Annotated in this window: 21 protein-coding genes; 12 read left to right on the top strand and 9 right to left on the bottom strand. The window is 65.9% G+C overall.

Translation table 11 applies throughout. From position 1 onward, the window contains the following. Positions 1 to 74: 74 nt before the first annotated feature. The 4 genes from recF to dnaA form a co-directional block, all read right to left on the bottom strand. Positions 75 to 1211, bottom strand: coding sequence for a DNA replication/repair protein RecF (gene recF, locus ACQR1E_RS07445; RefSeq protein WP_434896862.1), 1137 nt, complete (start codon positions 1209 to 1211; stop codon positions 75 to 77). 63 nt (positions 1212 to 1274) lie between these two features. Then, the gene (locus tag ACQR1E_RS07440) at positions 1275 to 1562 is read right to left on the bottom strand and encodes a GIY-YIG nuclease family protein (RefSeq protein ID WP_316170053.1); all 288 of its coding nucleotides are present in this window, start codon (positions 1560 to 1562) and stop codon (positions 1275 to 1277) included. 69 nt (positions 1563 to 1631) lie between these two features. Then, a complete protein-coding gene (dnaN, locus tag ACQR1E_RS07435; protein ID WP_315751817.1) occupies positions 1632 to 2750 on the bottom strand; it encodes a DNA polymerase III subunit beta in 1119 nt (372 codons plus the stop codon). A gap of 311 nt (positions 2751 to 3061) precedes the next feature. Next, positions 3062 to 4501: a chromosomal replication initiator protein DnaA gene (gene dnaA / locus ACQR1E_RS07430; protein WP_315715023.1), complete on the bottom strand. Its 1440-nt coding sequence runs from the start codon at positions 4499 to 4501 to the stop codon at positions 3062 to 3064. 490 nt (positions 4502 to 4991) lie between these two features. Here dnaA and ACQR1E_RS07425 point away from each other — a divergent pair, with 490 nt between their 5' ends. Further along, complete coding sequence (locus ACQR1E_RS07425; protein WP_315715025.1) at positions 4992 to 5312, top strand: hypothetical protein; 321 nt, start codon at positions 4992 to 4994, stop codon at positions 5310 to 5312. Between the two features lie 539 nt (positions 5313 to 5851). Here ACQR1E_RS07425 and rpsT read toward each other — a convergent pair. Next, positions 5852 to 6118, bottom strand: coding sequence for a 30S ribosomal protein S20 (rpsT, locus tag ACQR1E_RS07420; RefSeq protein ID WP_315715026.1), 267 nt, complete (start codon positions 6116 to 6118; stop codon positions 5852 to 5854). Between the two features lie 358 nt (positions 6119 to 6476). Here rpsT and ACQR1E_RS07415 point away from each other — a divergent pair, with 358 nt between their 5' ends. The 3 genes from ACQR1E_RS07415 (at position 6477) to ACQR1E_RS07405 (ending at position 8529) form a co-directional block, all read left to right on the top strand. After that, complete coding sequence (locus tag ACQR1E_RS07415; protein ID WP_315715027.1) at positions 6477 to 6794, top strand: hypothetical protein; 318 nt, start codon at positions 6477 to 6479, stop codon at positions 6792 to 6794. A gap of 184 nt (positions 6795 to 6978) precedes the next feature. Further along, positions 6979 to 7635, top strand: coding sequence for a peptide-methionine (S)-S-oxide reductase MsrA (msrA, locus tag ACQR1E_RS07410; RefSeq protein WP_315751818.1), 657 nt, complete (start codon positions 6979 to 6981; stop codon positions 7633 to 7635). Positions 7636 to 7812: 177 nt separating this feature from the next. Continuing rightward, positions 7813 to 8529, top strand: coding sequence for a polysaccharide biosynthesis/export family protein (locus ACQR1E_RS07405; protein ID WP_315715029.1), 717 nt, complete (start codon positions 7813 to 7815; stop codon positions 8527 to 8529). Between the two features lie 99 nt (positions 8530 to 8628). Here ACQR1E_RS07405 and ACQR1E_RS07400 read toward each other — a convergent pair whose 3' ends face one another. Together ACQR1E_RS07400 and ACQR1E_RS07395 are read right to left on the bottom strand one after the other, a co-directional pair. Next, the gene (locus ACQR1E_RS07400) at positions 8629 to 9300 is read right to left on the bottom strand and encodes a dienelactone hydrolase family protein (protein ID WP_315751819.1); all 672 of its coding nucleotides are present in this window, start codon (positions 9298 to 9300) and stop codon (positions 8629 to 8631) included. A gap of 31 nt (positions 9301 to 9331) precedes the next feature. Then, complete coding sequence (locus tag ACQR1E_RS07395; RefSeq protein WP_434896989.1) at positions 9332 to 9646, bottom strand: hypothetical protein; 315 nt, start codon at positions 9644 to 9646, stop codon at positions 9332 to 9334. Positions 9647 to 9942: 296 nt separating this feature from the next. Between ACQR1E_RS07395 and ACQR1E_RS07390 the strand changes: the two genes are divergently transcribed. The 4 genes from ACQR1E_RS07390 to ACQR1E_RS07375 all read left to right on the top strand — a co-directional run bounded on the left by ACQR1E_RS07390 (position 9943) and on the right by ACQR1E_RS07375 (position 15452). Then, entirely contained in the window at positions 9943 to 10431 is a 489-nt protein-coding gene (locus ACQR1E_RS07390; protein ID WP_315715032.1) for a (2Fe-2S)-binding protein, read from the top strand. Next, on the top strand, positions 10428 to 12710 hold the full coding sequence (locus ACQR1E_RS07385) for a xanthine dehydrogenase family protein molybdopterin-binding subunit (RefSeq protein WP_315715033.1): 2283 nt from the start codon (positions 10428 to 10430) through the stop codon (positions 12708 to 12710). Before ACQR1E_RS07390 ends, ACQR1E_RS07385 begins: the two co-directional genes overlap by 4 nt. A 218-nt stretch (positions 12711 to 12928) precedes the next feature. Further along, entirely contained in the window at positions 12929 to 14038 is a 1110-nt protein-coding gene (locus ACQR1E_RS07380) for an HD-GYP domain-containing protein (RefSeq protein WP_315715034.1), read from the top strand. A gap of 112 nt (positions 14039 to 14150) precedes the next feature. Further along, positions 14151 to 15452, top strand: coding sequence for a cytochrome P450 (locus ACQR1E_RS07375; RefSeq protein ID WP_316183721.1), 1302 nt, complete (start codon positions 14151 to 14153; stop codon positions 15450 to 15452). A gap of 8 nt (positions 15453 to 15460) precedes the next feature. Here ACQR1E_RS07375 and ACQR1E_RS07370 read toward each other — a convergent pair whose 3' ends face one another. After that, complete coding sequence (locus tag ACQR1E_RS07370; protein WP_434896861.1) at positions 15461 to 17035, bottom strand: AMP-binding protein; 1575 nt, start codon at positions 17033 to 17035, stop codon at positions 15461 to 15463. Positions 17036 to 17190: 155 nt separating this feature from the next. Here ACQR1E_RS07370 and ACQR1E_RS07365 point away from each other — a divergent pair, with 155 nt between their 5' ends. Together ACQR1E_RS07365 and ACQR1E_RS07360 are read left to right on the top strand one after the other, a co-directional pair. Next, positions 17191 to 18015, top strand: coding sequence for an RnfABCDGE type electron transport complex subunit D (locus ACQR1E_RS07365; RefSeq protein ID WP_315715037.1), 825 nt, complete (start codon positions 17191 to 17193; stop codon positions 18013 to 18015). Continuing rightward, positions 18012 to 19340, top strand: a complete 1329-nt coding sequence (locus ACQR1E_RS07360; RefSeq protein WP_434896860.1) for a DUF2330 domain-containing protein — start codon at positions 18012 to 18014, stop codon at positions 19338 to 19340. Before ACQR1E_RS07365 ends, ACQR1E_RS07360 begins: the two co-directional genes overlap by 4 nt. 18 nt (positions 19341 to 19358) lie before the next feature. On the opposite strand, the gene ACQR1E_RS07355 is transcribed toward ACQR1E_RS07360, so the two are convergent. Beyond that, positions 19359 to 19769 (bottom strand): VOC family protein, encoded by a 411-nt coding sequence (locus ACQR1E_RS07355; RefSeq protein WP_315751825.1) that lies wholly within the window; start codon positions 19767 to 19769, stop codon positions 19359 to 19361. Positions 19770 to 19881: 112 nt separating this feature from the next. Between ACQR1E_RS07355 and ACQR1E_RS07350 the strand changes: the two genes are divergently transcribed. Both ACQR1E_RS07350 and ACQR1E_RS07345 read left to right on the top strand, forming a co-directional pair. Next, on the top strand, positions 19882 to 20856 hold the full coding sequence (locus ACQR1E_RS07350) for a Bug family tripartite tricarboxylate transporter substrate binding protein (protein WP_316166327.1): 975 nt from the start codon (positions 19882 to 19884) through the stop codon (positions 20854 to 20856). A gap of 207 nt (positions 20857 to 21063) precedes the next feature. Beyond that, entirely contained in the window at positions 21064 to 21357 is a 294-nt protein-coding gene (locus tag ACQR1E_RS07345; protein WP_315715041.1) for a DUF3551 domain-containing protein, read from the top strand. Positions 21358 to 21389: the final 32 nt, after the last annotated feature.

Raw genomic sequence — 21389 nt, 5'->3', positions numbered from 1 at the left:
GCGGTTGGCGCCGGCGTGCCATCCAACGACAACTAGTCGAACCGGCGAACTGATAGGTTCAACGGCGGAATGAGCTACCGCCGCGCGCTGATCCGCCCCGCCTCGACGTCGAAGATCTCGCCGAGCTCGCGTAGTTCGGCAAACGCCGCGGGATCGGCGCCGGTCAGCCATACCTGGGCACCGAGCGTGCCGAGCTCGGCGAACAAAGCGGTGCGGCGGCCGGGATCGAGATGGGCGACGATCTCGTCGAGCAGCAGCATCGGCACGATGCCGGTGGTTTCGGCGACCAAGGTCGCATGCGCAAGGATGAGGCCGATCAGCAGCGCCTTCTGCTCGCCGGTCGACGCGTCGCGCGCCGGCATGCTCTTCGGCGCATAGACGACATGGAGATCGGTGAGATGCGGACCGTCGAGCGTGCGGCCGGCGGCGGCATCGCGCGCGCGATTGTCGCGCAGGACAGCGCGATAGCGGTCCTCGACGGCGAGGGCCGGCTCGCTCAGCAGCGCATTCTCCATCCAGCCGTCGAGCGCGATCTCGGCGGACGGGAACGCCGAGGCTTGTCCGCGCTGGCGCAGCATCGCGGCGAGCTTCACCGCGGTCTGGCCGCGGCTCGCGGCGACGGCGACCGCGAGCTCCGCGGTCTCGCGCTCGATCGCGTCACACCAATGATCGTCGAAATTGCGGACCTCGAGCAGCCGGTTGCGCGAGCGCAGCGAGCGCTCCAGCGCCGACACCCGGCTCGAATGCTCGCTGTCGATCGCGAGCACCAGGCGGTCGAAGAAGCGCCGCCGCTCGGAGGCCGCGCCCATGAACAGGCCGTCCATCGAAGGCGTCAGCCACACCATGCGGATGTGATCGCCGAAGGCGGCGGCCGAGCCGACCGGTTCGCGGTCGATGCGGCAGCGGCGTGTTGTGTTCGCATCGCTGTGCGGCGGCTCGATGCCGGTGCCGAAGGTCGTCAGCCCCAGCGCGCCCTCGACCTCCGCCGAGACCGCCCACGACCCGTCGCCCTGGTTGTCGGCGACGTCCTCCAGGGTGGCACGGCGCAGGCCGCGGCCCGGCGCGAAGAACGAGATCGCCTCCAGGCAATTGGTCTTGCCGGCGCCGTTGGCCCCGACCAGCGCGACCATGTCCGCCTGCACGCTGACGCTGGCAGCGCGATAGCTGCGAAAATGCGTCAGCGCGAGACGGTGGATGCGGGAGGGGGTCATGGGGTGGAGTTGCAAGCCCAGTTCTGTCATTGCCGGGCTTGACCCGGCAATCCATCGTCCGCGTCAGCGGACCATTTCATCATAGAGATCGCGCCAGTCCGGGTAGTTTGCGACGATCAAGTCGACCTTCCATTCGCGTGACCAGTGCTTGATGTTCTTCTCACGTTGCAGCGCCGCCGCGATTGTTTCATGCGCCCCGAAATAGACGAGGCGCTTGATGCCATAGCGGCGCGTAAAGCTCTCGGCGAGACCTTCGCGGTGCTCATAGACGCGCCGGACGAGATCATTGGTCACGCCGACATACAGCGTGCCGCCCGGCTTGCTCGCGAGGATGTAAACCCAGTAGGCCATTTGTAAGGATGGATGGCCGGGTCAAGCCCGGCCATGACGGGTTAAACTCGATCTCGCAGAAGTCTCGCCTCACACCCGCATCGGCATCAGCACGTACAACGCATTCCTGTTGTCGCGGTCCTGGATCAATGTCGGCGAGCCTGGATCGGCGAGCCGGAGCACGGCGACCTCGCCCTCGATCTGGGCAGCGATGTCGAGCAGATAGCGCGAGTTGAAGCCGATATCGAGCGCGTCGGCGGCGTATTCAACCTCGAGCTCTTCGGTCGCGCTGCCGGAATCCGGATTGGTCACCGACAGCACCAGCTTGCCGGGCGCCAGCGCCAGCTTCACGGCGCGGCCGCGCTCGGAGGAAATGGTGGAGACGCGGTCGACGGCGGCGGCGAAATCGGCCTTGTCGACGACCAGCTCCTTGTCGTTGTTCTGCGGAATGACGCGGCCGTAATCCGGGAAGGTGCCGTCGATGAGCTTCGAAGTCAGCACCACCTGCCCCAAGGTGAAGCGGATCTTGCCCTGCGACAGCTCGATCCTGATCTCGCTGTCATTGTCCTCGATCAGCCGCTGCACCTCGCCGACGGTCTTGCGCGGCACGATCACGCCGGGCATCTCGGCGGCGCCGGCCGGCTGCGGCAGGTCGACCTGGGCGAGGCGGTGACCGTCGGTGGCGACGGCGCGCAGCGTCGGCTGCTTGGCGGTGCCGCCGGCGTGCAGATAGATGCCGTTCAGGTAATAGCGCGTCTCCTCGGTGGAGATCGCGAACTGCGTGCGGTCGATCAGGCTCTTGATGTCCTTGGCGGGAACCCCGAACGCATGCGTCATGTCGCCTGCGGCGAGATCCGGGAAGTCGCTCTCCGGCAGCGTCTGCAAGGTGAACTTGGAGCGGCCGGCGCGGATCGCGAGCACCGCGCGCTCGCCGTCGCTCTCCAGCACGATCTGCGAGCCGTCCGGCAGCTTGCGGACGATGTCGTAGAACATGTGCGCCGGAACTGTGGTCGAGCCCGCGGTGGCGGTCTCGGCCGCCAGGGTTTCCGTCACTTCGAGATCGAGATCGGTCGCGCGCAGCGACAGCCGGGCATTCTCGGCGCGCACCAGCACATTGCCCAGGATCGGGATGGTGTTGCGGCGCTCGACCACACGATGGACGTGGCCCAGCGACTTCAGGAGCTGTGCGCGTTCGACGGTCACCTTCATTGTATTATACCCGCCCGTTCCAACTGAGCTTGTCCTGGAATGCCGGCGGGCTATAGCAGCGCCGCGGCCGATGGCACCTCGCGCCCGAACGGCGCTTGGCCAGCGTCCAGGAGCGTGAGGGGGAGGCGTAAAGTGGCGCGGATGGGGCTCAAGCGCAAGGGATGCGGAGCCGATTTCCCATGTTTCGGCAGGCTCTTCCGTGACCCGGAGGCGGGGGCCGAGCATGACGTCCGAGGACAGCGTCGAACGGCCGGGACAACGGCCCGGCTGGGGGCGAACCTTCTGTCCGCTCCCCTGGCCGTGCGTGCCCTCTAATCCTGCAACTGGCGCTTCAGCGACTCGACTTCGTCGTTCAGCGCGACGTCCTTGCCGACGAGCGCCTCGATCTTGCGCACCGCATGCAGCACGGTGGTGTGGTCGCGCCCGCCGAAGCGGCGGCCGATCTCGGGCAGCGAGCGCAGGGTCAGCGTCTTGGCGAGGTACATCGCGACCTGGCGCGGGCGCACCACGTTGGCGGTGCGGCGCGACGACAGGAGGTCGGAGCGGCTGACGTTGTACTGCCGCGCCACGACGCGCTGGATGTCCTCGATCTTGATGCGCTTCGGTTCCTGCGGCCGCACCAGGTCGCGCACCTCGCGCTCGGCCATGTCGAGCGTGACCGGCTGGTTGTTGAGCTTGGAATGCGCCAGCAGGCGGTTGATCGCGCCCTCGAGATCGCGGCCGTTATGGGTGATGGAGCGGGCGAGATAGTCGAGCACCGGCTCCGGCACGTCGAAGCTCGCATGATGGGCGCGGGCCGCCGCGACGCGCGACTTGAGAATGCCGAGGCGGAGATCCTCGCCCAAAGTTGCCATCTCGACGACGAGGCCGCCGGCAAGCCGCGAGCGGACGCGATCATCGAGACTTTCGAGGTCGGACGGCGGCCGGTCGGCTGCGATCACAACCTGACGCCCCGCGTCGATCAGCGCATTCAGCGTATGGCAGAACTCCGCCTGGGTGGATTTGCCCTGCAGGAACTGCAGGTCGTCGATCACCAGCACGTCGATGCCGCGCAGCGCCTCCTTGAAGGCCAGCGCCGTCTGCGATTTCAGCGCTGCGACGAAGCCGTACATGAATTTCTCGGCGGTGAGGTACAGCACCTTGCGTTCGCCGCCGGCGTTGCCGGCCCAGGTCACGGCCTGCAGCAGATGCGTCTTGCCCAGCCCGACACCGGCATGGATGTAGAGCGGGTTGAACATCACGGGATCGCCGCGGCGACCGTCGGCGACCTGGCGCGCCGCCGCATGGGCCAGCGTGTTGGCGCGGCCGACGACGAAGCTGGCGAAGGTCAGTCGCGGATCGAGCGGCGAGCCGCCGAGCGCATCATGGCTCGTGGCGAGCGAAGCCGCAGCCGACGCCGTTCGCGCGTCGGCGCTGGTCGCCGGCCTGGCGTCGTTGCGTTCGGCGCGGCGGGCTTCGACGGCGACGGGAGCTTCCTTGACCGGCGCCGCGCAGCGCATCGCGGTGCGAACGGACAGATCGATACGGTGCACCTCCGGCATCTCGGCCTGCCAGCACGACAGCACGCGCTCGGCATAATGCGCCTGGATCCAGCTCTTCAGGAAACGCGTCGGCACCGACAGATGAACGCTTTCGTCCTGGACGGCTTCGAGGTCCATCCGCGCGAACCAGCTCGTATAGACGTCCTCGCCGACGGTCGAGCGCAGCCGACCCTTCACGCGAGACCAGCGTTCCTGTTCCGAATTTGTCATGGCAGTCGCAACTTTTCGAATTGAGTGGTGGTGTCGTGTGATCGCCGGGCAGACGTCCCGTGAAAGGACACGTGTGCCGCAGCGAGACCTCGAGCGGAGGCTCAACTCCAGACATGGCTCGCCGTTCGGCGTGGACGCCGTCGGGCCATCAATGCTGGTGGAAGAAGCTTCTCCGCGAGGTCAGCGCATACTCAGATGCGCGATGGACGCGGGAGGGCCGATCGCCGTGCTGGCAATGGCCGGGCTGGAGATGTCGATCACTTCAGTGTTGACCGCCAAGGGTGCGTTGTCCGGAACCAGCCTATAGTGTGTGCCCGCAATGTGTCCGTAAAACATGCAACCTCCCCGCCCTGCCGTGATTGCTCACGGCAAGTTGTCATCCCAATGCCGCCGCGCCCGAACCCCAAGATTCAGCCGCACCGCCGTACATCCCCGTCCAACTTGTCCACTCGGTGAGCGAAGCCGCCACGAGCTCCAGCCGGGTCGACCGATGTCGTATTTCTCTTGTTCAAAGCGGCGCAACGATGATGCTGCGCCCGAGAAATTTCGACAAAGTTCAATCGTTCCCCATATTGCTATGGGTACAGATCCGGCCATCGCTTTGGAAAGCGTCGCCAACGCGCACACCGCCGCCGATTTGCACGTCCGCCCCGTTTCTAAAACCGCGCTGGTCTCAAGATCGTGGGCGCCGCGAGTGATTAAAGAAATACACGATGCGTCAGGACTCGCAATCCATAAGATCGGAGCACGCGTTACGAGTCTTCGCAGCGGTTGCGACGCGGTGTTGCGCGTTAAGAAAGCAACGTTTTGAATCATCGCGAGGAATCTCGGATGTGACAAACAACATCGTCTGCCCAAAATTTCTTCATAATTTTTTTATGTTTCGACCGGCCTCACCCGCTTTTCCAATCACTTGGTCACGCTATGCACTTAAGTCATTTTCGAAACGATGTTTTTCGCGATTGCTCGAAGCGGGTAACTCCCGCGATGCGCGGTGCGCAAAGTGAGCGGCGCATCGCGCGCTCTTGACATCGATGCGCAAGCGCGGCGCGCAGATTCGCAGCTGTTTCAGATGAGACAATATTGTCACTGCGTAAAAATACGGAACTTCGTGTAGTTCCGACGGAACATGTGTCAGGCGCGCACGACATCGCGCGGGTTCCACCACGCGCGAAGATCGTATTCGCGATGCGATATCACCATCAAGATGTGACCATCAAATGGAGAAGGCGCGGCGAGCGATGGAGGGATGCGCGACAGCCGAACGCGCAATTGAAGATGGTACAAAAGAAAAGCCCGGCGCGAGCCGGGCTGTTTGCATCTTGATAGTTCGTCAGCCGATCGTCAGCGTCACTTCGCGAGCTTGGCGATCTGATGCGTGAGGCGCGACACTTTGCGGCTCGCGTTGTTCTTGTGAATGATGTTGCGCTGCGCGGCGCGCATCAGCTGCGGCTCGGCATTGGCCATCGCCTTCAGCGCGGCGTCGCGATCGCCCTTCTTGATCGCGTCCTCGACGGAGCGAACCGCGCCGCGCATCTGGGTGCGGCGCGACTTGTTGATGATGGTGCGGCGGGCAATCTTGCGCGTCGCCTTCTTCGCGGAAGTCGTGTTGGCCATGCTCTCAAATATCCTTCGGCGGCGAGCAGTCGCCGCTCTTGCGGGTACGCGCGCGGCCCGCTTGACGCGGCCCCATCGACGCGGTGGGTTGTTCGGACGCCTCTCTGAGAATGCCATGACCGGAGCGGGTGCTCGGCGGATCGGCGCTGCTCAAAGAACAGCGGCGGCGGGATTGCGCCCACCGCCAATGGCGACCTTATAGGGGCAGCCCTGCCGAGCGTCAACGGTCTCGGAGCGGCCCGCGGCGGCCGGAATCGACCAAAACCCGGTTCTAAGCCCCTGACGAGGTTGAATTTCTGCGGGGCCCCCGCTATGGCCTTGCTGCCCGCAAGGGCGAGCGAGAGAGGGCAGGTGAGGCATGATCCGCGGTTTTTTCCGTCTGGTAGGGCTGTTGCTGCTGGCCGGAAGCTTCATCTTCCTGGTCTATGACGGCGCGCGCTGGGTGGCCGACCAGACCCTGCAGTTCACCCGTTTCGGCCAGCTCTGGAACGACGTCCACCAGGCGAGCCAGGCCGCCTTCAAGGCCTGGATCGAGGCCAAGGCCCCGTTCCTGTGGGAGTGGATCGTCAAGGTATTTTTGGACCAGCCAGTGTTTGCGGTGCTTGGCCTGCTCGGAATCCTGCTGATGCTGCTGTTCCGGCCGCGCAAGCCGCTCATCGGCTACGGGCGCGACTGAGCGCGGCTGTTCGTCTCGCCGCGCCGGCAGCTGTCTTGGATTCCGCTGGCAGCGCGGCGCGGGAACCGCTGGCGCGGCGTAACAGCGCTACTGCCGGACCCGTAGAGCCCTATATATTCCCCTGACAAGAGGTCATCGCGCCGTGGGCCGTCCCGCGGGCGCTGGCCATGAGCGGAGACATCCCATGTTCTTCATGCGCAAAGCCCCTGTCATGCCGTCTGCCGCCGAGGCGCTGCCCGGCCGCGCCCAGCCGATCCCCACCGCCGCGACGCATTTCGTCAACGGTCGCCGCCTGTTGCCGCCCTATCCGGACGGCCTCGAGCAGGCCGTGTTCGGGCTCGGCTGCTTCTGGGGCGCGGAGCGTAAGTTCTGGCAGCTCGGTGACGGCATCCACGTCACCGCCGTCGGCTATGCCGGAGGCCATACGCCGAACCCGACCTACGAGGAGGTGTGCTCGGGGCAGACGGCGCACACGGAGGTCGTGCTGGTGGTGTTCGATCCCAAGATCATGTCCTACGAGCGCCTCCTGAAGACGTTCTGGGAGAGCCACGACCCGACCCAGGGCATGCGTCAGGGCAACGACGTCGGCACGCAATATCGCTCGGCGATCTACACGTTCAGCGACGCGCAGCGCGAGGCGGCCGAGGCGTCGAAGACGGCCTACGAGTCGGCGCTGCGCGCCAAGGGGCTCGGAGCGATTACGACGGAGATCGTCCCGGCAGGGCCGTTCTATTTCGCCGAGGATTATCATCAGCAGTACCTGGCCAAGAATCCGGCCGGATATTGCGGCCTGGGCGGAACGGGCGTCGCGTGCCCGATCGGAGTCGGCGTGAGCGCATAGGCAGGCTGAGCGCGCCCGATCACGGTGAACATCGGATCCCTCTCCCACGCCGTGGGAGGGGGATTTTTTCGGGCGGCTTTGACCGTCGCCCGCTTGCGACGGGGACTACACGCGCCAACGGTTTGTTAACCTTAACCGCGCATGACTAGCGCACATCCTCATTCAAGGATTGTTCGAGTGCGCGCGTTGTTTGTTCCGGTCATTGCCGTCCTGTCCGCGATCCTGTTGTCGGGCTGCATGCAGACGATCTCCCCCGTCGCTGCCGTCCAGCCGCAGAGCGATCTCGACGCGATGGCCTATGGAACGCCTTCCACCGGCCCGGTTGCCGCCACCGGGCAGGGCGGGGCGATCCCGGCGCTGCGCAACTCGTTCGCTGCCGCCACCGGCGCAGGCGCCTATGTCGTTCCCGCCGGCTATGCGCCGGCGCGCCGCGACTCCGCCTATCATCTCGACGCCGGCGACAAGCTGCGCGTCGTCGTCTACGGCCAGGAGGGCCTGACCAACACCTATGCGATCGATGCGTCCGGATCGATCACGATGCCGCTGATCGGCAGCGTGCCGGCGCGCGGCCGCACCACCGCCGGCCTCGCTGCCGAGATCACCGCCAAGCTGCGCAACGGCTACATCCGCGAGCCCTCGGTGGCCGTCGAGATCGAAGCCTATCGCCCGTTCTTCATCCTCGGCGAGGTGCAGGCGCCCGGCCAATACCCCTACGTACCCAACATGACGGTGGAGAGCGCGATCGCGATCGCCGGCGGCTTCTCGCCTCGGGCGCGGCGCGACGTCGTCACCCTGACCCACACCGATGCTTCCGGGGCCGCGCGCTACGAGGTGCCGCTCGGCACCTCGCTCAAGCCGGGCGACACCATCCAGGTCGGCGAGCGCTGGTTCTGATCTCCGCACGAGTGATTGCGGCTCAACGCCTACCTGAGCACCTGCGTCGACCTGACGCTGAGTGACGCGAGGCTCCTCGCAATGACGGTGGTTGGACGTTCAGTGCAGGTGCTGCGCAAGGAACGCCAGGCTGCGCGTCCAGGCGAGATCGGCGCTCGGCTGGTCGTAGCTGGCGCGCTCGTCGCAACCGAAGCCGTGCTGTGCGCCGGGATAGACGAAGATCTCGACGTCCGGCCGCTTGGCCTTGATGGCCTCGACGTCGCGCAAGGGGATGCCCGCGTCCTTCTCGCCGAAATGTAGCTGGGTCGGCACCGTCGGCTTGTCGTCGGCGAACCGCGCGACAGCGCCGCCGTAATAGCCGACGGCAGCGCGGAGGCCCGACAGCTTGGTCGCAGCCGCATAGGCGATGCTGCCGCCGAGGCAGAAACCGATGATGCCGACCGGCCCGACATTCTTCACGCCGTCGATTGCGGCCTGGGTGTCGCGCAAAAAGGCCGCCCAATCCGGATTGGCGACGAACTTGCGCGCGACCGCGATCTCGTCTGGCGAATAGCCTGAGGTGAAGCCGGGTTCGACGCGGTCGAAGATCGCCGGCGCGATGGCAACGTAACCCGCGGCGGCGAGGCGGTCGCAGACGTTGCGGATGTGATGGTTGACACCGAAGATCTCCTGGATGACGACCAGCGCGCCCTTTGCACTTCCCGTCGGATCGGCGCGATAGGCGCCGAGCTGGAAGCCGTCGGATGCCGTCAGCTTGATATCTTGTCCCACGTTCTGTCCTCTTGCGGTCGTCAGGCGCGCGTCAGCGCCACATCCAGTTGGTGCCGTAGTCCTCTTTCCAGCCGGTCAGCCGTCCCCTGCGGAACTTCAGGTAGAGGCGGTGATGGTGCGGGACCAGTCCGCTGCCGCCGAGATTACGCAGTGCCAGAAAGGTCTCGTTGCCGGGCGCGCCGTTCAGATAGATCAACGGCTGCTCCAGCACGCGCGATGTCTCACCGACATCCATGCCGAAGGCAAGCGGCGCGACGTTGGATAACGTCGCTGTGAAAGGCGCGTCGGCGACGCCGAGCGTCTGCCCTGCCGCAGCAGGGCTTACGGCCGACAGGCTCGGCAGCATGGCCGCAGCCAGGCACAGCGTCATACGTACGGATGGTCTCATGGGCTGAAATCTCCTTTCGCTGTCGGCGTTGGCTGCACCTTCTTAGCCTGCCCGGCGTCACCAGCCCAGCATCGTTCGCGCTGCACAACGCAAATGCCATTTCATGTGGCAGGCCGGCGTTCAAATCCCGTTGCGTCGCCGTCGCAACGGGATCATTCTTATGATGGCTGGCATCTATCCGGTGGGTCCCAGCGAATCGATAAAACCGAACTTCGCCGTAAGCGAAGTCGCACGCCGGGCGGGGAAGAAACCAAATGCCCAATCTCACCATCAACGGGCGGACCATGTCCGTCGACGCGGCGCACGACACGCCGCTGCTATGGGTCATCCGCGAGCAGTTGCAGATGACCGGCACCAAGTTCGGCTGCGGCGCCGGGCTGTGCGGCGCCTGCACCGTGCATGTCAACGGCGAGGCCGTGCGCTCGTGCCAGACCATGGTCGGCGACGTCGCGAACAAGAAGATCACGACCATCGAGGGGCTGTCGCAGAAGGGCGATCATCCCTTGCAGAAGGCGTGGATCGCCGAGCAGGTGCCGCAATGCGGCTACTGCCAGTCCGGCCAGATCATGCAGGCGGCCACGCTGCTCGCCAAGACCACGAGCCCGACCAAGGAGGAGATCGTCGCGCATATGGACGGCAATCTCTGCCGCTGCATGACCTATTCGCGGATTCAGAAGGCGATCCAGCGCGCCGCGTCCGAAATGCGCACCGCGTCCAACTCGAGCGACCGGAGAGCGACATGAACCAGCACGTCAAAACCAATTCCTCGGTCGCGACCGATCTCAGCCGCCGCTCCTTCCTGGTCGGCACCGCCGCCACCGGCCTCGTGCTCGGCTATGCCGGCCTCGCCGACAGCGCACTGGCGGCCGCGGCGCCGGCCAATTTCGAACCCAGCGTCTGGTATGCGATCGCGCCGGATGGCCTGGTCACCGTGACCTGCGGCAAGGCCGACATGGGCCAGCACATTGCGTCCACCATGGCGCAGATCGTCTGCGAGGAGCTCGGCGCGGCCTGGAAGGACATGCGGGTCCAGCTCGCCTCCAACGATCCGAAGTTCAACGATCCCGTGCTCGGCGCCCAGATCACGGGCGGCAGCTGGAGCACGATGATGAACTTCGATGCCATGAGCCGCGCCGGCGCCGCGGGCCGCATCGCGCTCACCGAAGCCGCTGCGACCGCGATGGGCGTGCCGGCCAACGAACTCGTGGTGCGCGACGGCGTCGTGATGCATCCGAAGTCCAAGAAGCAGATGAGCTACGCCGAGATCGTCAGGAGCGGCAAGATCACCAAGAGCTTCACGCCTGACGAATTGAAGGCGCTGACGCTGAAGACGCCCGATCAGTACACGATGATCGGCGTCTCGGTGCCGCAGCTCGACATTCCCTCCAAGACCAACGGCACGGCGAAATATGGCATCGATACGATGCTGCCGGGCATGGTCTACGGCAAGGTCGTCACGCCGCCGGTGCGCTTCGGCGCGACGGTCACGGCGGTCGACGACTCCGAGGCCAAGAAGGTGCCGGGCTTCATCAAGGCGGTGACGCTCGACGACAAGACCGGCTCGACCTCGGGCTGGGTGGTGGCGGTCGCCAACACCTATGCCAACGCCAGGAAGGCGGCGGACGCGCTCAAGATCAGCTATGACAAAGGCCCCTATGCCAATGTCAGCACCGACACCATCATCACCGAGGCGATGCGGCTGCAGGCGCAGGACGATGCCGGGCAGTTCTTCGTCAAGGACGGCGATCCCGTTGCAGCGATGTCGGGCGCGGCCAAGGTGCTGGAGGCGGAGTACACCACCAGCATCAACATCCATGCGCCGCTGGAGCCGATGAACGCGACCGCCGAGTTCAAGGGTGACATCCTGCACATCTACACCGGCAATCAGTTCGCGACCCGTTCCGGCGCGATCGCGGCGGCTGCGGCCGGGATCGATCCGAAATACGTCGTGATGCACCAGGCCTGGCTCGGCGGCGGCTTCGGCCGCAGGCTCGATGCCGACATGATGGTGCCGGCGGTGCAGGCGGCCAAGGCGGTCGGCAAGCCGGTCAAGGTGATCTACTCGCGCGAGAACGACATGACGATGGACTACTCGCGGCCGCTCACCTACCAGAAGGTCAAGGCCGGGCTCGACAGCAACGGCAAGCTCATCGCGCTCAGCCATGACGTCGTCTCGGCCTGGCCGACGGCGCGCTGGGGCATCCCGGACTTCCTGTCGCCCTCGGTCGACAAGAAGGGCCCGCTCGACTCGTTCACGGTCAATGGCGCCGACTTCTTCTACACCGTGCCCAACCATCATGTGCGCGCGATCAAGAACGAGCTCGCGCATAATGCGACGCCATCGGGACAACTCCGTTCGGTGGCGCCGGGTTGGACGTTCTGGGCGGTCGAGAGCATGATCGACGAGATCGCGGTGGCCTCGGGGCAGGACCCGGCGCAGTTCCGCATTGCTCTGCTCGACGGCAAGGGCAAGAACGACGGCGGCGCGCAGCGATTGCGCAACACGCTGCTGGCGGCGATGGGCCTGTCCGGCTACGGCGCCAGGAAGCTCCCGCAAGGCGAAGGCATGGGCGTCTCCTGCGTTTCATCGCAGGAGCGTGCCACGGCGAGCTGGACGGCGTGCGTCGCCCATGTCGCGGTTGCGCCCACGGGCGCGGTCACGGTGAAGAAGCTCACCGTGGCGACCGATGTCGGCACCCAGGTGCATCCCGACAACATCCGCGCCCAGGTCGAGGGCGCGGCGCTGTGGGGGCTGTCGCTGGCGATGTACGAAAAGGCGACGCTGAAGGACGGCGGCATCGAGCAGACCAACTTCGACAGCTACACGCCGCTGCGGATGAGCCAGGTGCCGGAGGTCGCGATCGCCGTGATCGCCAATGGCGAGAAGGCGACCGGCGTCGGCGAGCCCGCGGTGACCGTGGTCGCGCCAGCGCTCGGCAACGCCATCTACAATGCCTGTGGCGCGCGGTTGCGCTCGCTGCCGATCACCGCCGCAGCGGTCAAGGCGGCGATGAAGGCCTAGCGTCGTCGCGAGACCATTCCTGTATCTGGGAACCGCCGGAGCTCGTCTCCGGCGGTTCTTTATTGCGCTGCGGTCAGGTTCCCGCGCGGCACGATTTGAATGATCCTCTTAACGTCTCGCTCACCTGAAACGATACAGCTTGAATGATCGGCTTAAGCCGCGACGAACCCGTATCCCGGTAACTTGCATGGGCAGCAAACCGCAGGGGGCGAGCACGTATGAGCGCGACAGCCAAGCAGACCGTGACCCAGACCGCGAACAGGCGCCATCTCCTGCTCGCGTCGGATCGCGGTGACCAGAGCAGCGAGCTGGCGCGCATCCTGCGCTCGGTCGGCGACGTCGACATGATGCCGACCACCGAAATCCCCGAGAACCCCGGCAACCGCTTCTCCGGCGTCATCGTCGACATCAACCTGCGTTCGCCCGAGAGCGTGCAGCGGGTGCGCAAGAAGCTGTCGTCACGCGCCTATAGCGACGTGCCGCGGCTGTTCGTGCTCGCGGAGGCGCTGCACCACGCCACCATGCAGGCATGGGCGCTCGGCGCCACCGATACCATCGCGCGGCCGTTCAGCCCCGCCGACGTGCTGCAGCGCATCCGCTCGGCGCTTCCCGCCGACGACGGCTATGACGAGACCGATCGCGGCAAGCTGCTCAATCGCGGCGTCGAGGCCGCGCAGGCCATCATGGTCAAGATCTTCGAGAAGCTGCCCACTGGCGCGCATCTGACGATGGAGGACATCGTCGCGGCCGAGAACAAGATCCTGAAGGCGATCAAGCACTCCTCGCTGCGCGAATGGATGACCGTGGTCGGCTGTCATCACAACGACACCTATCGGCATTGCCTGTTCGTGACCGGCCTTGCGGTCGGCTTCTCGATTCATCTGGGCATGCGCGACGACGACCAGCGCCGGCTGGTCCGCGCGGCGCTGCTGCACGACGTCGGCAAGGCGTTCATCCCGGTCGCGATCCTCGACAAGCAGGGCAAGCTGACGGCGGAAGAGATCGCGCTGCTGCGCCAGCATCCGCGCCGCGGCTACGAGGCGCTGTGGCGGCAGGGCGGCTTCCCGCCGGAGATGCTCGACGTCATCCTGCATCACCACGAATTCCTCGACGGCTCCGGCTATCCCGACGCGCTGCACAACGAGCAGATCAGCGACATCGTGCGCCTCACCACGATCGTGGACATCTACGCCGCGCTGATCGAGCACCGCGCCTATCGGCCGGCCTTCACCCATGCGCGCGCGTTCCAGATCATGGAGAACATGGGCCCGAAGCTCGACCAGCAGCTGCTACAGGCGTTCCGCCCGGTCGCGATGGGCGCGCATTGACGCGATCGCCTGAGAGCGCATCCATCGCCCGAGGGTAGCCGCTCGACGCAAGTGCATCTCGGCCGAGGCGCACTATCCTACCCGCCAATCGGTGAAAGGCGGGAGGAGCAGCATGGGCGCAGCCGAACAGGCCGGCGAGGTCATTCCCGGGCACATCGCCGCCGCGCTGGTCGATCCGGCCTGTTATGCCGACCACCGCATCCATGATGCCTATCGCTGGCTGCGCGCCAACAATCCGCTCGGGCGGGCCGAGCTCGATGCGTTCGATCCGTTCTGGGTGGTGACGCGGCACGCTGACATTCTCGCCATCAGCCGTCAGAACGATCTGTTCCACAATGCCGACCGTGCGACCACGCTGACCAACAAGGCGGTGCTGGAGCGCGTTCACAAGATTACCGGCCAGCCCAATCTCGTGCGTTCGCTGGTGCAGATGGATGCGCCGGACCATCCGAAATATCGCGCGCTGACGCAGGGCTGGTTCATGCCGGCCAACATCGCCAAGTTCGAGCCGCGCATTCGCGAGATCGCGCGGGCGACCGTCGGCCGCATGGCGGCGAAGGCCGCGGCGAATGGCGGCGTCTGCGATTTCGTCGCCGACGTCGCGCTCCACTATCCGCTGCACGTGATCATGGAGATTCTCGGCGTGCCGGAGGAGGACGAGCCGCGCATGCTCAAGCTGACGCAGGAGCTGTTCGGCCCGCAGGATCCGGACACGGCGCGGGTGCGGGAGGCGCTGTCGGCCGAGGTGTTCGCGGCGATGCTGCAGGCGGTGGTGGCCGATTTCGCCGCCTACTTCCAGCGCATCACCGAAGACCGCAAGGCTCATCCGCGCGACGATCTCGCCACCGTCATTGCCAACGCCAGGATCAATGGCGAGGACATGCCGCTGCACGACCGCACCAGCTACTATATGATCGTGGCGACCGCGGGTCACGACACGACGTCGTCGTCCACGGCAGGCGCGATCTGGGCGCTGGCGGAAGATCCCGAGCAGTTCGCGCGCGTCAAGGCCAATCCCGAGCTGATCCCGGGCCTCGTCGACGAGGCGATCCGCTGGATGACGCCGGTCAAGCATTTCATGCGCAGCGCCACCGCCGACACCGAGCTCGGCGGACGCAGGATCGCCAAGGGCGACTGGCTGATGCTGTGCTACGCGTCCGGCAATCGCGACGAGGCGGTGTTCGAGCAGCCCGACACGTTCCGCTGTGACCGCAAGCCGAACCGCCACGTCGCGTTCGGCTATGGCGCGCATCTCTGCCTCGGCCAGCATCTCGCCAAGCTCGAGATGCGCATCCTGTTCGAGGAACTGCTGCCGCGGCTCACATCGCTGTCGCCGGCAGGGCCGGTGCTGATGACGCGGGCAACGTTCGTGAACGGACCGAAGAAGCTGCCGATCCGCGTCACGATGGGCTGACGCGGCGCTCAATCCAGCAGCTTGCGCAGCTCGGCCTTTGCGACCTTCTCCAAGGTTGAGCGCGGCATCTCGTCGACCAGCTTGACCTCGCGCGGCACCTTGAAGTCGGCGAGCCCGGCGCGGCAGGCGGCCAGCACCTTGTCGGGCAGCTCCTCGCGCGCGATCCCGGGCTGCGGGATCACGAACGCGACCGGCACCTCGTCCAGCATCGGATGCTTCCTGGCGACGACGGCGGTCTCGCGTACGCCGGGCACGGTGATGATGACCTGCTCGATCTCGGACGCCGCGACGTTCTCGCCGCCGACCTTGAGCATGTCCTTGGTGCGATCGCCGAACTTGATGAAGCCGTCGGGCAGGCGCGTGACGCGGTCGCCGGTCAGGAAGAAGCCGTCGGCATCGAAGCTCGTGCGCGTCGCTTCGTCGTTGTAGAGATATTCGGCGAACAGCGACAGGCCGGGCACGCCCTTGATGGCGAGATTGCCGGTGGCGCCGACCTCGGTCGGCCGGCCGTCATCGTCGGTGATGCGGATGGTGTATTCCGGCGCCGCGCGGCCGATCGACATCGGCGCGTTCGGCTGATCGACCTCGCCGACGATGCCGTGGGTGATGGTCTCGGTCATGCCCCACCAGCCGATGATCTTGATGCCGAACTTGGCGAAAGCGGGCGGCTCGGACACCGCCGTGCCCCACAGCCGGAACTTGTGATGCTTCGGCACGTCCTGGTCGAGCAGCGCCTTCATGCAGAACGGGATGGTCGAGGTCCAGGTGCTGCCATGCTCGAGCGCCGCGCTCCAGAACCGGCTCGCCGAGAAGCGCGGCTGGATCACGCAGGTCGCGCCGATCCAGAGTGTGGCAAGCATCGAATAGGCCAGCGCGTTGGTGTGGAACAGCGGCAGATAGGTCTGGTGCACGTCGCCCTGATGCAGATCCTCATGGACGGCGTTGACCTTGGCGCCCCACAGCGCGTTGGCATGCGTCCACAGCACCGCCTTCGGCCGCGATGTCGTGCCCGAGGTGTATTGCACGCTGCACGGCGCCAGCGGATCGGCCGGCCGCCGCGGCCGATCGGCGCTGTCGGCAAACAGCGCTTCGAAGCGCTCGCCTCGTTCGACGGCCGACGCCTCCGCCTGACCCGGATCGTGCGAGATCACGGCGATCCATTTGAGACCGCGGCAACGCGCTGCGATCATCTCGGCATAGGCGGGCTGCGTGATCGCAGCCACCGCGCGACAGTGCTCCGCGAAATAGCTCATCTCGGCGGCTGCCGAGCGCGTGTTGGTCGTGACGGCGAGCGCGCCCAGCTCAACGCAGGCAAACCAGGCAAGCATCGCCTCGATGCAATTGTCGAGATGGATCAGCACGGCATCGCCGGGCCTGACGCCGCGCTTAGCCAGCCCGGCCGCCAATGCGCCGACACGCTCGTGAAACGCGCCGTAGGTCCAGCGGCGCGCCGGTGCATCGAACGGCGCCGAGATCAGGAACGGATGATCGCGCCGGGTCTCGCTGCGCAGCTTCAACAGCCACGGCACGTCCATGCCGTCGAACGGCGTCACCGTGCCCGCTGCCATCGTCGTTCCCTTCATCTTCGCTCCCGTCGTTCTTGAGTACGGCCTGTCTCCGGCCGCTTCGTTCTCGTCGTCATCTTCTGCCACCTTGCGTCGCCGCGATCAAATCGGGATTGAACCCGTCTCCGTTCGCGGGCGACCAATGGCGCGGCAAGACACGCCCGGAGGTTTGCATGCAGGCCGAGCCACGACCATGGCGGCTGCCCGATGCCCGCTATTTCCAGATCGCGGCATTGGCGACGCTGCTGGCGATCAATTTCGCCATGATCGATTTCGGCGCGCGTCCCGCAGCGAGCGTCGTCGCGGTCGCCATGGCGCTGCTCACGCAAGTGGTCTGCTGCCGCATCTCCGGCGCGCCGCTCGATCTCAAGTCACCGCTGATCACCGGCCTGTCGCTCAGCCTGCTGCTGCGCGCCGACGCGCTGTGGCTGCATGCGGCGTCAGCCGTGATCGCCATCGGCTCGAAATTCGTGCTGCGCGTCGACGGCAAGCACGTGTTCAACCCGGCGGGGCTGGCGATCGTGGCGCTGCTGTTCAGCTCCAAGGGCGTGTGGATCTCGCCCGGCCAATGGGGGACGGAGATCTGGTTCGCGAGCCTCGCCGGCTTCTTCGCGATCCTGGTGCTCGGCGCCTCTCGACGCGCGGACATCGCATTCTATTTTTTCGCCAGCCATGCCGCACTGCTGCTGCTGCGCGCCGCCTGGCTCGGCGATCCCCTGGCGATTCCGCTGCATCAGTTGCAGAGCGGCTCGCTGCTGATCTTCACCTTCTTCATGATCTCCGACCCGCGCACCTCGCCGGACTCGCGCGTCGGCCGGCTGCTGTTCGCGCTGAGCGTTGCGGTCGCGGCGCACTACCTCACCTTCGCCATGCAGATGCGGCCGGCGCTCTACGTGTCGCTGATCGCGCTGTCGCCGCTCACGCTGCTGCTCGACCGGCTCGTCCCTGAGACCCGCTTTTCCTGGCGTTCGCCCGTTCCCGAAGGAGTGTCGACATGACCCTGCGTTACAGCAAGCTCTTCCGCACCGGCGTCGCGGCCGCCGCGATCCTGGCGAACGCAGCGATGGCGCCCGCGAATGCCTTTTGCGGCTTCTATGTCGCCCAGGCCGACGCGAAGCTGTTCAACCAGTCATCGAAGGTCGTGCTGGCCCGCGACGGCGAGCAGACGGCGATCACGATGGCCAGCGACTTCGAGGGCGACGTGAAGGAGTTCGCGGTGGTCGTCCCCGTGCCGACCTTCATCGAGCGCAAGCAGATCGGCGTGGTCGAGCCGAAGACCATCGACCATCTCGACAAATACACCGCGCCGCGGCTGGTCGAATATCATGATGCCGATCCATGCGCGCCGGTCGTCGTTGCGGCGCGGGCGATGCCGGCGGCGCCGATGATGGCAGGCGCTGTCTACGAAATGACCCGGCGGAACTACGGCGTCACCGTCGAGGCCAGCTACGACGTCGCCGAATACGACGTGCTGATCCTGTCGGCGCAGGAGAGCGACGGACTGACGCGCTGGCTGACCGACAACGACTATCGCATCCCGCAAGGCGCCGAGGCCGTGCTCGGCAGCTACATCAGGCAGGGCATGCGGTTCTTCGTCGCGAAGGTCAATGTCGAGCGGATGAAGGGGATCGGCAACGGCTCCCTGCGGCCCCTGCAGGTGCGCTACCGGAGCGCCAAGTTCATGGTGCCGCTGCGGCTCGGCACGGTCAACGCCAGGGGACCGCAGGACCTGATCATCTATGCGCTCACCAGGAGCGGCCGCATCGAGGCGGCCAACTATCGAACGGTGAAGATCCCATCCGATATCGATGTTCCGCTCTATGTGAAGGACGAGTTCGGGCCGTTCTACAAGGCGCTGTTCGAGCGGGCGGTCGCGCGCGAGAACATGCAGGCGGTGTTCGTGGAATATGCCTGGGACATGGGATGGTGCGACCCCTGCGCCGCCGATCCCATGAGCAACAAGGAACTGGTCGAGCTCGGCGCGCGCTGGATCGGCAGCGACGATGACACCGCCTTCAGTCTCCGCCGGGGCACGGCCGGAGCCAGCGCCTTCGTGACCCGGCTGCACGTGCGCTACGATGCGAAGTCCTTCCCCGAGGACGTCGTCTTCGCCGAGACCAAGGACCGCAGCAATTTCCAGGGTCGCTATGTCCAGCACCATCCCTGGCGCGGCGAGGCGTCCTGTGCCGCGGCGAAGACCTACCGGGACAGTCTCGCCGCGCGTTTCGCCACGCAGGCGACGGATCTCGCGCAACTGACCGGATGGTCGCGCAGCGAGATCATCGCGAAAATGGACAAGAGCGGCGAGACCGTGACGAAATGACCTAAGGGCGGCCTCGGCTCAATCCTGATACGAGGAGATCTCGATCAGGCTGCCGTCGGGATCGCGGCAATACACCGAGCGCAGCGTGCCGCGCGCGCCCTGCTTGGCGACCGGGCCCTCCTCGATGGCAATGCCGAGCGCCTCGAGATGCGCCACCACCTCGTCGGGGGTGCTGGTGGTGAGGAAGCAAACGTCGTCGCTGCCGGCCGCGACATGGTCGGCCGTGAACCAATCGACCTTGTCCGCGTCCTTCGGTCGCACGTTGATCTTCTGGTTCCCGAATAGCAGCGACGTGCGCCTCGCCTTGCCTTGTCCGGGATCGAACACCTGGACCGTCATGCCCAGCACCTGTTGGTACCACGCCGTCGTGCGGTCCACGTCGGCGACATTGATGACCAGATGATCGAGCGCATCGACCTTGACCGGCATGGGGCTCTTCCCTCCTGATGGGGCATCGATCTCGCCGCAATCGCGGCACTCTGCTACAATCGATCCCGGCGGCTCGTTAACCGCCGCTCAACGATAATGCCTGAGGAAACGCATGATTTCACGTCGTACCGCGCTTGGTCTGATCGCCTCCGCCGTCCCGTCCATCGCTGGCGTTCGCAAGGCGTCCGCGGCCGACTATCCCACCCGTCCCGTCCGCTTCGTGGTGGGTTATCCTCCGGGCGGCGCGACCGACATCCTGGCGCGGCTGATCGGCCAGCGGCTGTCCGAGACGCTCGGTCAGCAGTTCATCGTCGAGAACAAGCCGGGGGCCGGCAACAATATCGGCACCGATGCCGTCGTGAACGCGGCGGCCGACGGCTACACCGTGCTGCTGGTCAATCCGGCCAACTACATCAATGCGAGCCTCTACACCAATCTCAAGTTCAACTTCGTCCGCGACATCGCGCCGGTGGCCTCGTTCAACCGCGTCCCCAACGTGATGACCGTCAACAAGGACATCGAGGCCAAGAACGTCGCCGAGTTCATCGCCTATCTCAAGGCAAACCCCGGCAAGGTGAACATGGCCTCGTCCGGCAACGGTACCTCGGTGCATCTGTCGGGCGAGATGTTCATGGCGATGACCGGAACCAAGATGCAACACGTGCCCTATCGCGGCGCGGCGCCCGCGATCACCGACATGCTCGGCGGCCAGGTGCAGGTCATCTTCGACAACATGCCCTCCATCATCCAGCACATCCGCTCCGGCTCGTTGCGAGCGCTCGGCGTCACCACGCAGCAGCGTTCCCCGCAATTGCCGGACGTCCAGGCCGTCGCCGAGACCGTACCCGGTTACGAGGCGAGCGCGCTGTTCGGCATCGGCGCGCCGAAGAACACGCCAAAGGAGATCGTCGAGAAGCTCAACAAGCAGGTCAACACCATCCTGGCCGAGCCCGAGATCAAGGCCCGTCTGGTCGATCTCGGCGGCGAGCCGCTGATCCAGTCGCCGGAGCAGTTCGGCGCCCAGATCGCCGCCGAGACCGAGAAGTGGAAGAAGGTCGTCGAGTTCGCCGGCCTGAAGGTCGAATGAGACGACCAGGCGACGCCGCAATCGCTGGGCCGCGTGCCGCGCGGGTCTTCGATGCGGCGCCGGCCCGCCGGGCGGGCGTCGAGGGCTGAAAGTGACGTGCCGCGCACGCGACACGTCACGGCCTTGGTTGGTGATCCGTCCCGCCGATTTGTCGTTTTTTGACCATGCCGGTGTGGTGCAACCCTCCGGCCAAAAGAGGAACAGATCATGCGCAAGGTTATGATGATGGCAGCCGGCCTCGTCGGCGTTGCACTTGGTGGCGGTATCGCGCCGGCCTCCGCAGGCGGTTACGACTATCCCTGGTGTGTGCAGGGCCGAGGCGTCGGTTACCCCGGCGACTGCTCCTATCAGACCTTCGAGCAATGCCGGGCGAGTGCCTCCGGGCGCAATGCAGGCTGCGGCATCAATCCGCGCGTCGCGTTCGATCCTGCCCGCCGCGGCCCCTCGGTCTATGTCGACATGCCGCCGCCGCGCCGCGTGCACCGCTATCAGTATTACTGACGCCTCGACCGAGCGGGTCGGCACGCGCGGCC

The organism is Bradyrhizobium sp. HKCCYLRH1030, from assembly GCF_051168395.1.
Classification (GTDB): domain Bacteria; phylum Pseudomonadota; class Alphaproteobacteria; order Rhizobiales; family Xanthobacteraceae; genus Bradyrhizobium.
The sequence above is the reverse complement of the archived record's forward strand: the minus strand, read 5'-3'. Positions and strand labels throughout refer to the sequence as shown.

What these genes read in the sequence shown, in the direction of transcription:
- dnaN (WP_315751817.1), bottom strand. Translation starts at nt 2,750, where the DNA reads ATGAAGGTGACCGTCGAACGCGCACAGCTCCTGAAGTCGCTGGGCCAC.
- ACQR1E_RS07425 (WP_315715025.1), top strand. Translation starts at nt 4,992, where the DNA reads ATGTCGTATTTCTCTTGTTCAAAGCGGCGCAACGATGATGCTGCGCCC.
- ACQR1E_RS07390 (WP_315715032.1), top strand. Translation starts at nt 9,943, where the DNA reads ATGCCCAATCTCACCATCAACGGGCGGACCATGTCCGTCGACGCGGCG.
- recF (WP_434896862.1), bottom strand. Translation starts at nt 1,211, where the DNA reads ATGACCCCCTCCCGCATCCACCGTCTCGCGCTGACGCATTTTCGCAGC.
- ACQR1E_RS07385 (WP_315715033.1), top strand. Translation starts at nt 10,428, where the DNA reads ATGAACCAGCACGTCAAAACCAATTCCTCGGTCGCGACCGATCTCAGC.
- ACQR1E_RS07345 (WP_315715041.1), top strand. Translation starts at nt 21,064, where the DNA reads ATGCGCAAGGTTATGATGATGGCAGCCGGCCTCGTCGGCGTTGCACTT.
- ACQR1E_RS07360 (WP_434896860.1), top strand. Translation starts at nt 18,012, where the DNA reads ATGACCCTGCGTTACAGCAAGCTCTTCCGCACCGGCGTCGCGGCCGCC.
- ACQR1E_RS07350 (WP_316166327.1), top strand. Translation starts at nt 19,882, where the DNA reads ATGATTTCACGTCGTACCGCGCTTGGTCTGATCGCCTCCGCCGTCCCG.
- ACQR1E_RS07415 (WP_315715027.1), top strand. Translation starts at nt 6,477, where the DNA reads ATGATCCGCGGTTTTTTCCGTCTGGTAGGGCTGTTGCTGCTGGCCGGA.
- dnaA (WP_315715023.1), bottom strand. Translation starts at nt 4,501, where the DNA reads ATGACAAATTCGGAACAGGAACGCTGGTCTCGCGTGAAGGGTCGGCTG.
- msrA (WP_315751818.1), top strand. Translation starts at nt 6,979, where the DNA reads ATGTTCTTCATGCGCAAAGCCCCTGTCATGCCGTCTGCCGCCGAGGCG.
- ACQR1E_RS07380 (WP_315715034.1), top strand. Translation starts at nt 12,929, where the DNA reads ATGAGCGCGACAGCCAAGCAGACCGTGACCCAGACCGCGAACAGGCGC.
- ACQR1E_RS07365 (WP_315715037.1), top strand. Translation starts at nt 17,191, where the DNA reads ATGCAGGCCGAGCCACGACCATGGCGGCTGCCCGATGCCCGCTATTTC.
- ACQR1E_RS07395 (WP_434896989.1), bottom strand. Translation starts at nt 9,646, where the DNA reads ATGCTGCCGAGCCTGTCGGCCGTAAGCCCTGCTGCGGCAGGGCAGACG.
- rpsT (WP_315715026.1), bottom strand. Translation starts at nt 6,118, where the DNA reads ATGGCCAACACGACTTCCGCGAAGAAGGCGACGCGCAAGATTGCCCGC.
- ACQR1E_RS07375 (WP_316183721.1), top strand. Translation starts at nt 14,151, where the DNA reads ATGGGCGCAGCCGAACAGGCCGGCGAGGTCATTCCCGGGCACATCGCC.
- ACQR1E_RS07370 (WP_434896861.1), bottom strand. Translation starts at nt 17,035, where the DNA reads ATGAAGGGAACGACGATGGCAGCGGGCACGGTGACGCCGTTCGACGGC.
- ACQR1E_RS07440 (WP_316170053.1), bottom strand. Translation starts at nt 1,562, where the DNA reads ATGGCCTACTGGGTTTACATCCTCGCGAGCAAGCCGGGCGGCACGCTG.
- ACQR1E_RS07355 (WP_315751825.1), bottom strand. Translation starts at nt 19,769, where the DNA reads ATGCCGGTCAAGGTCGATGCGCTCGATCATCTGGTCATCAATGTCGCC.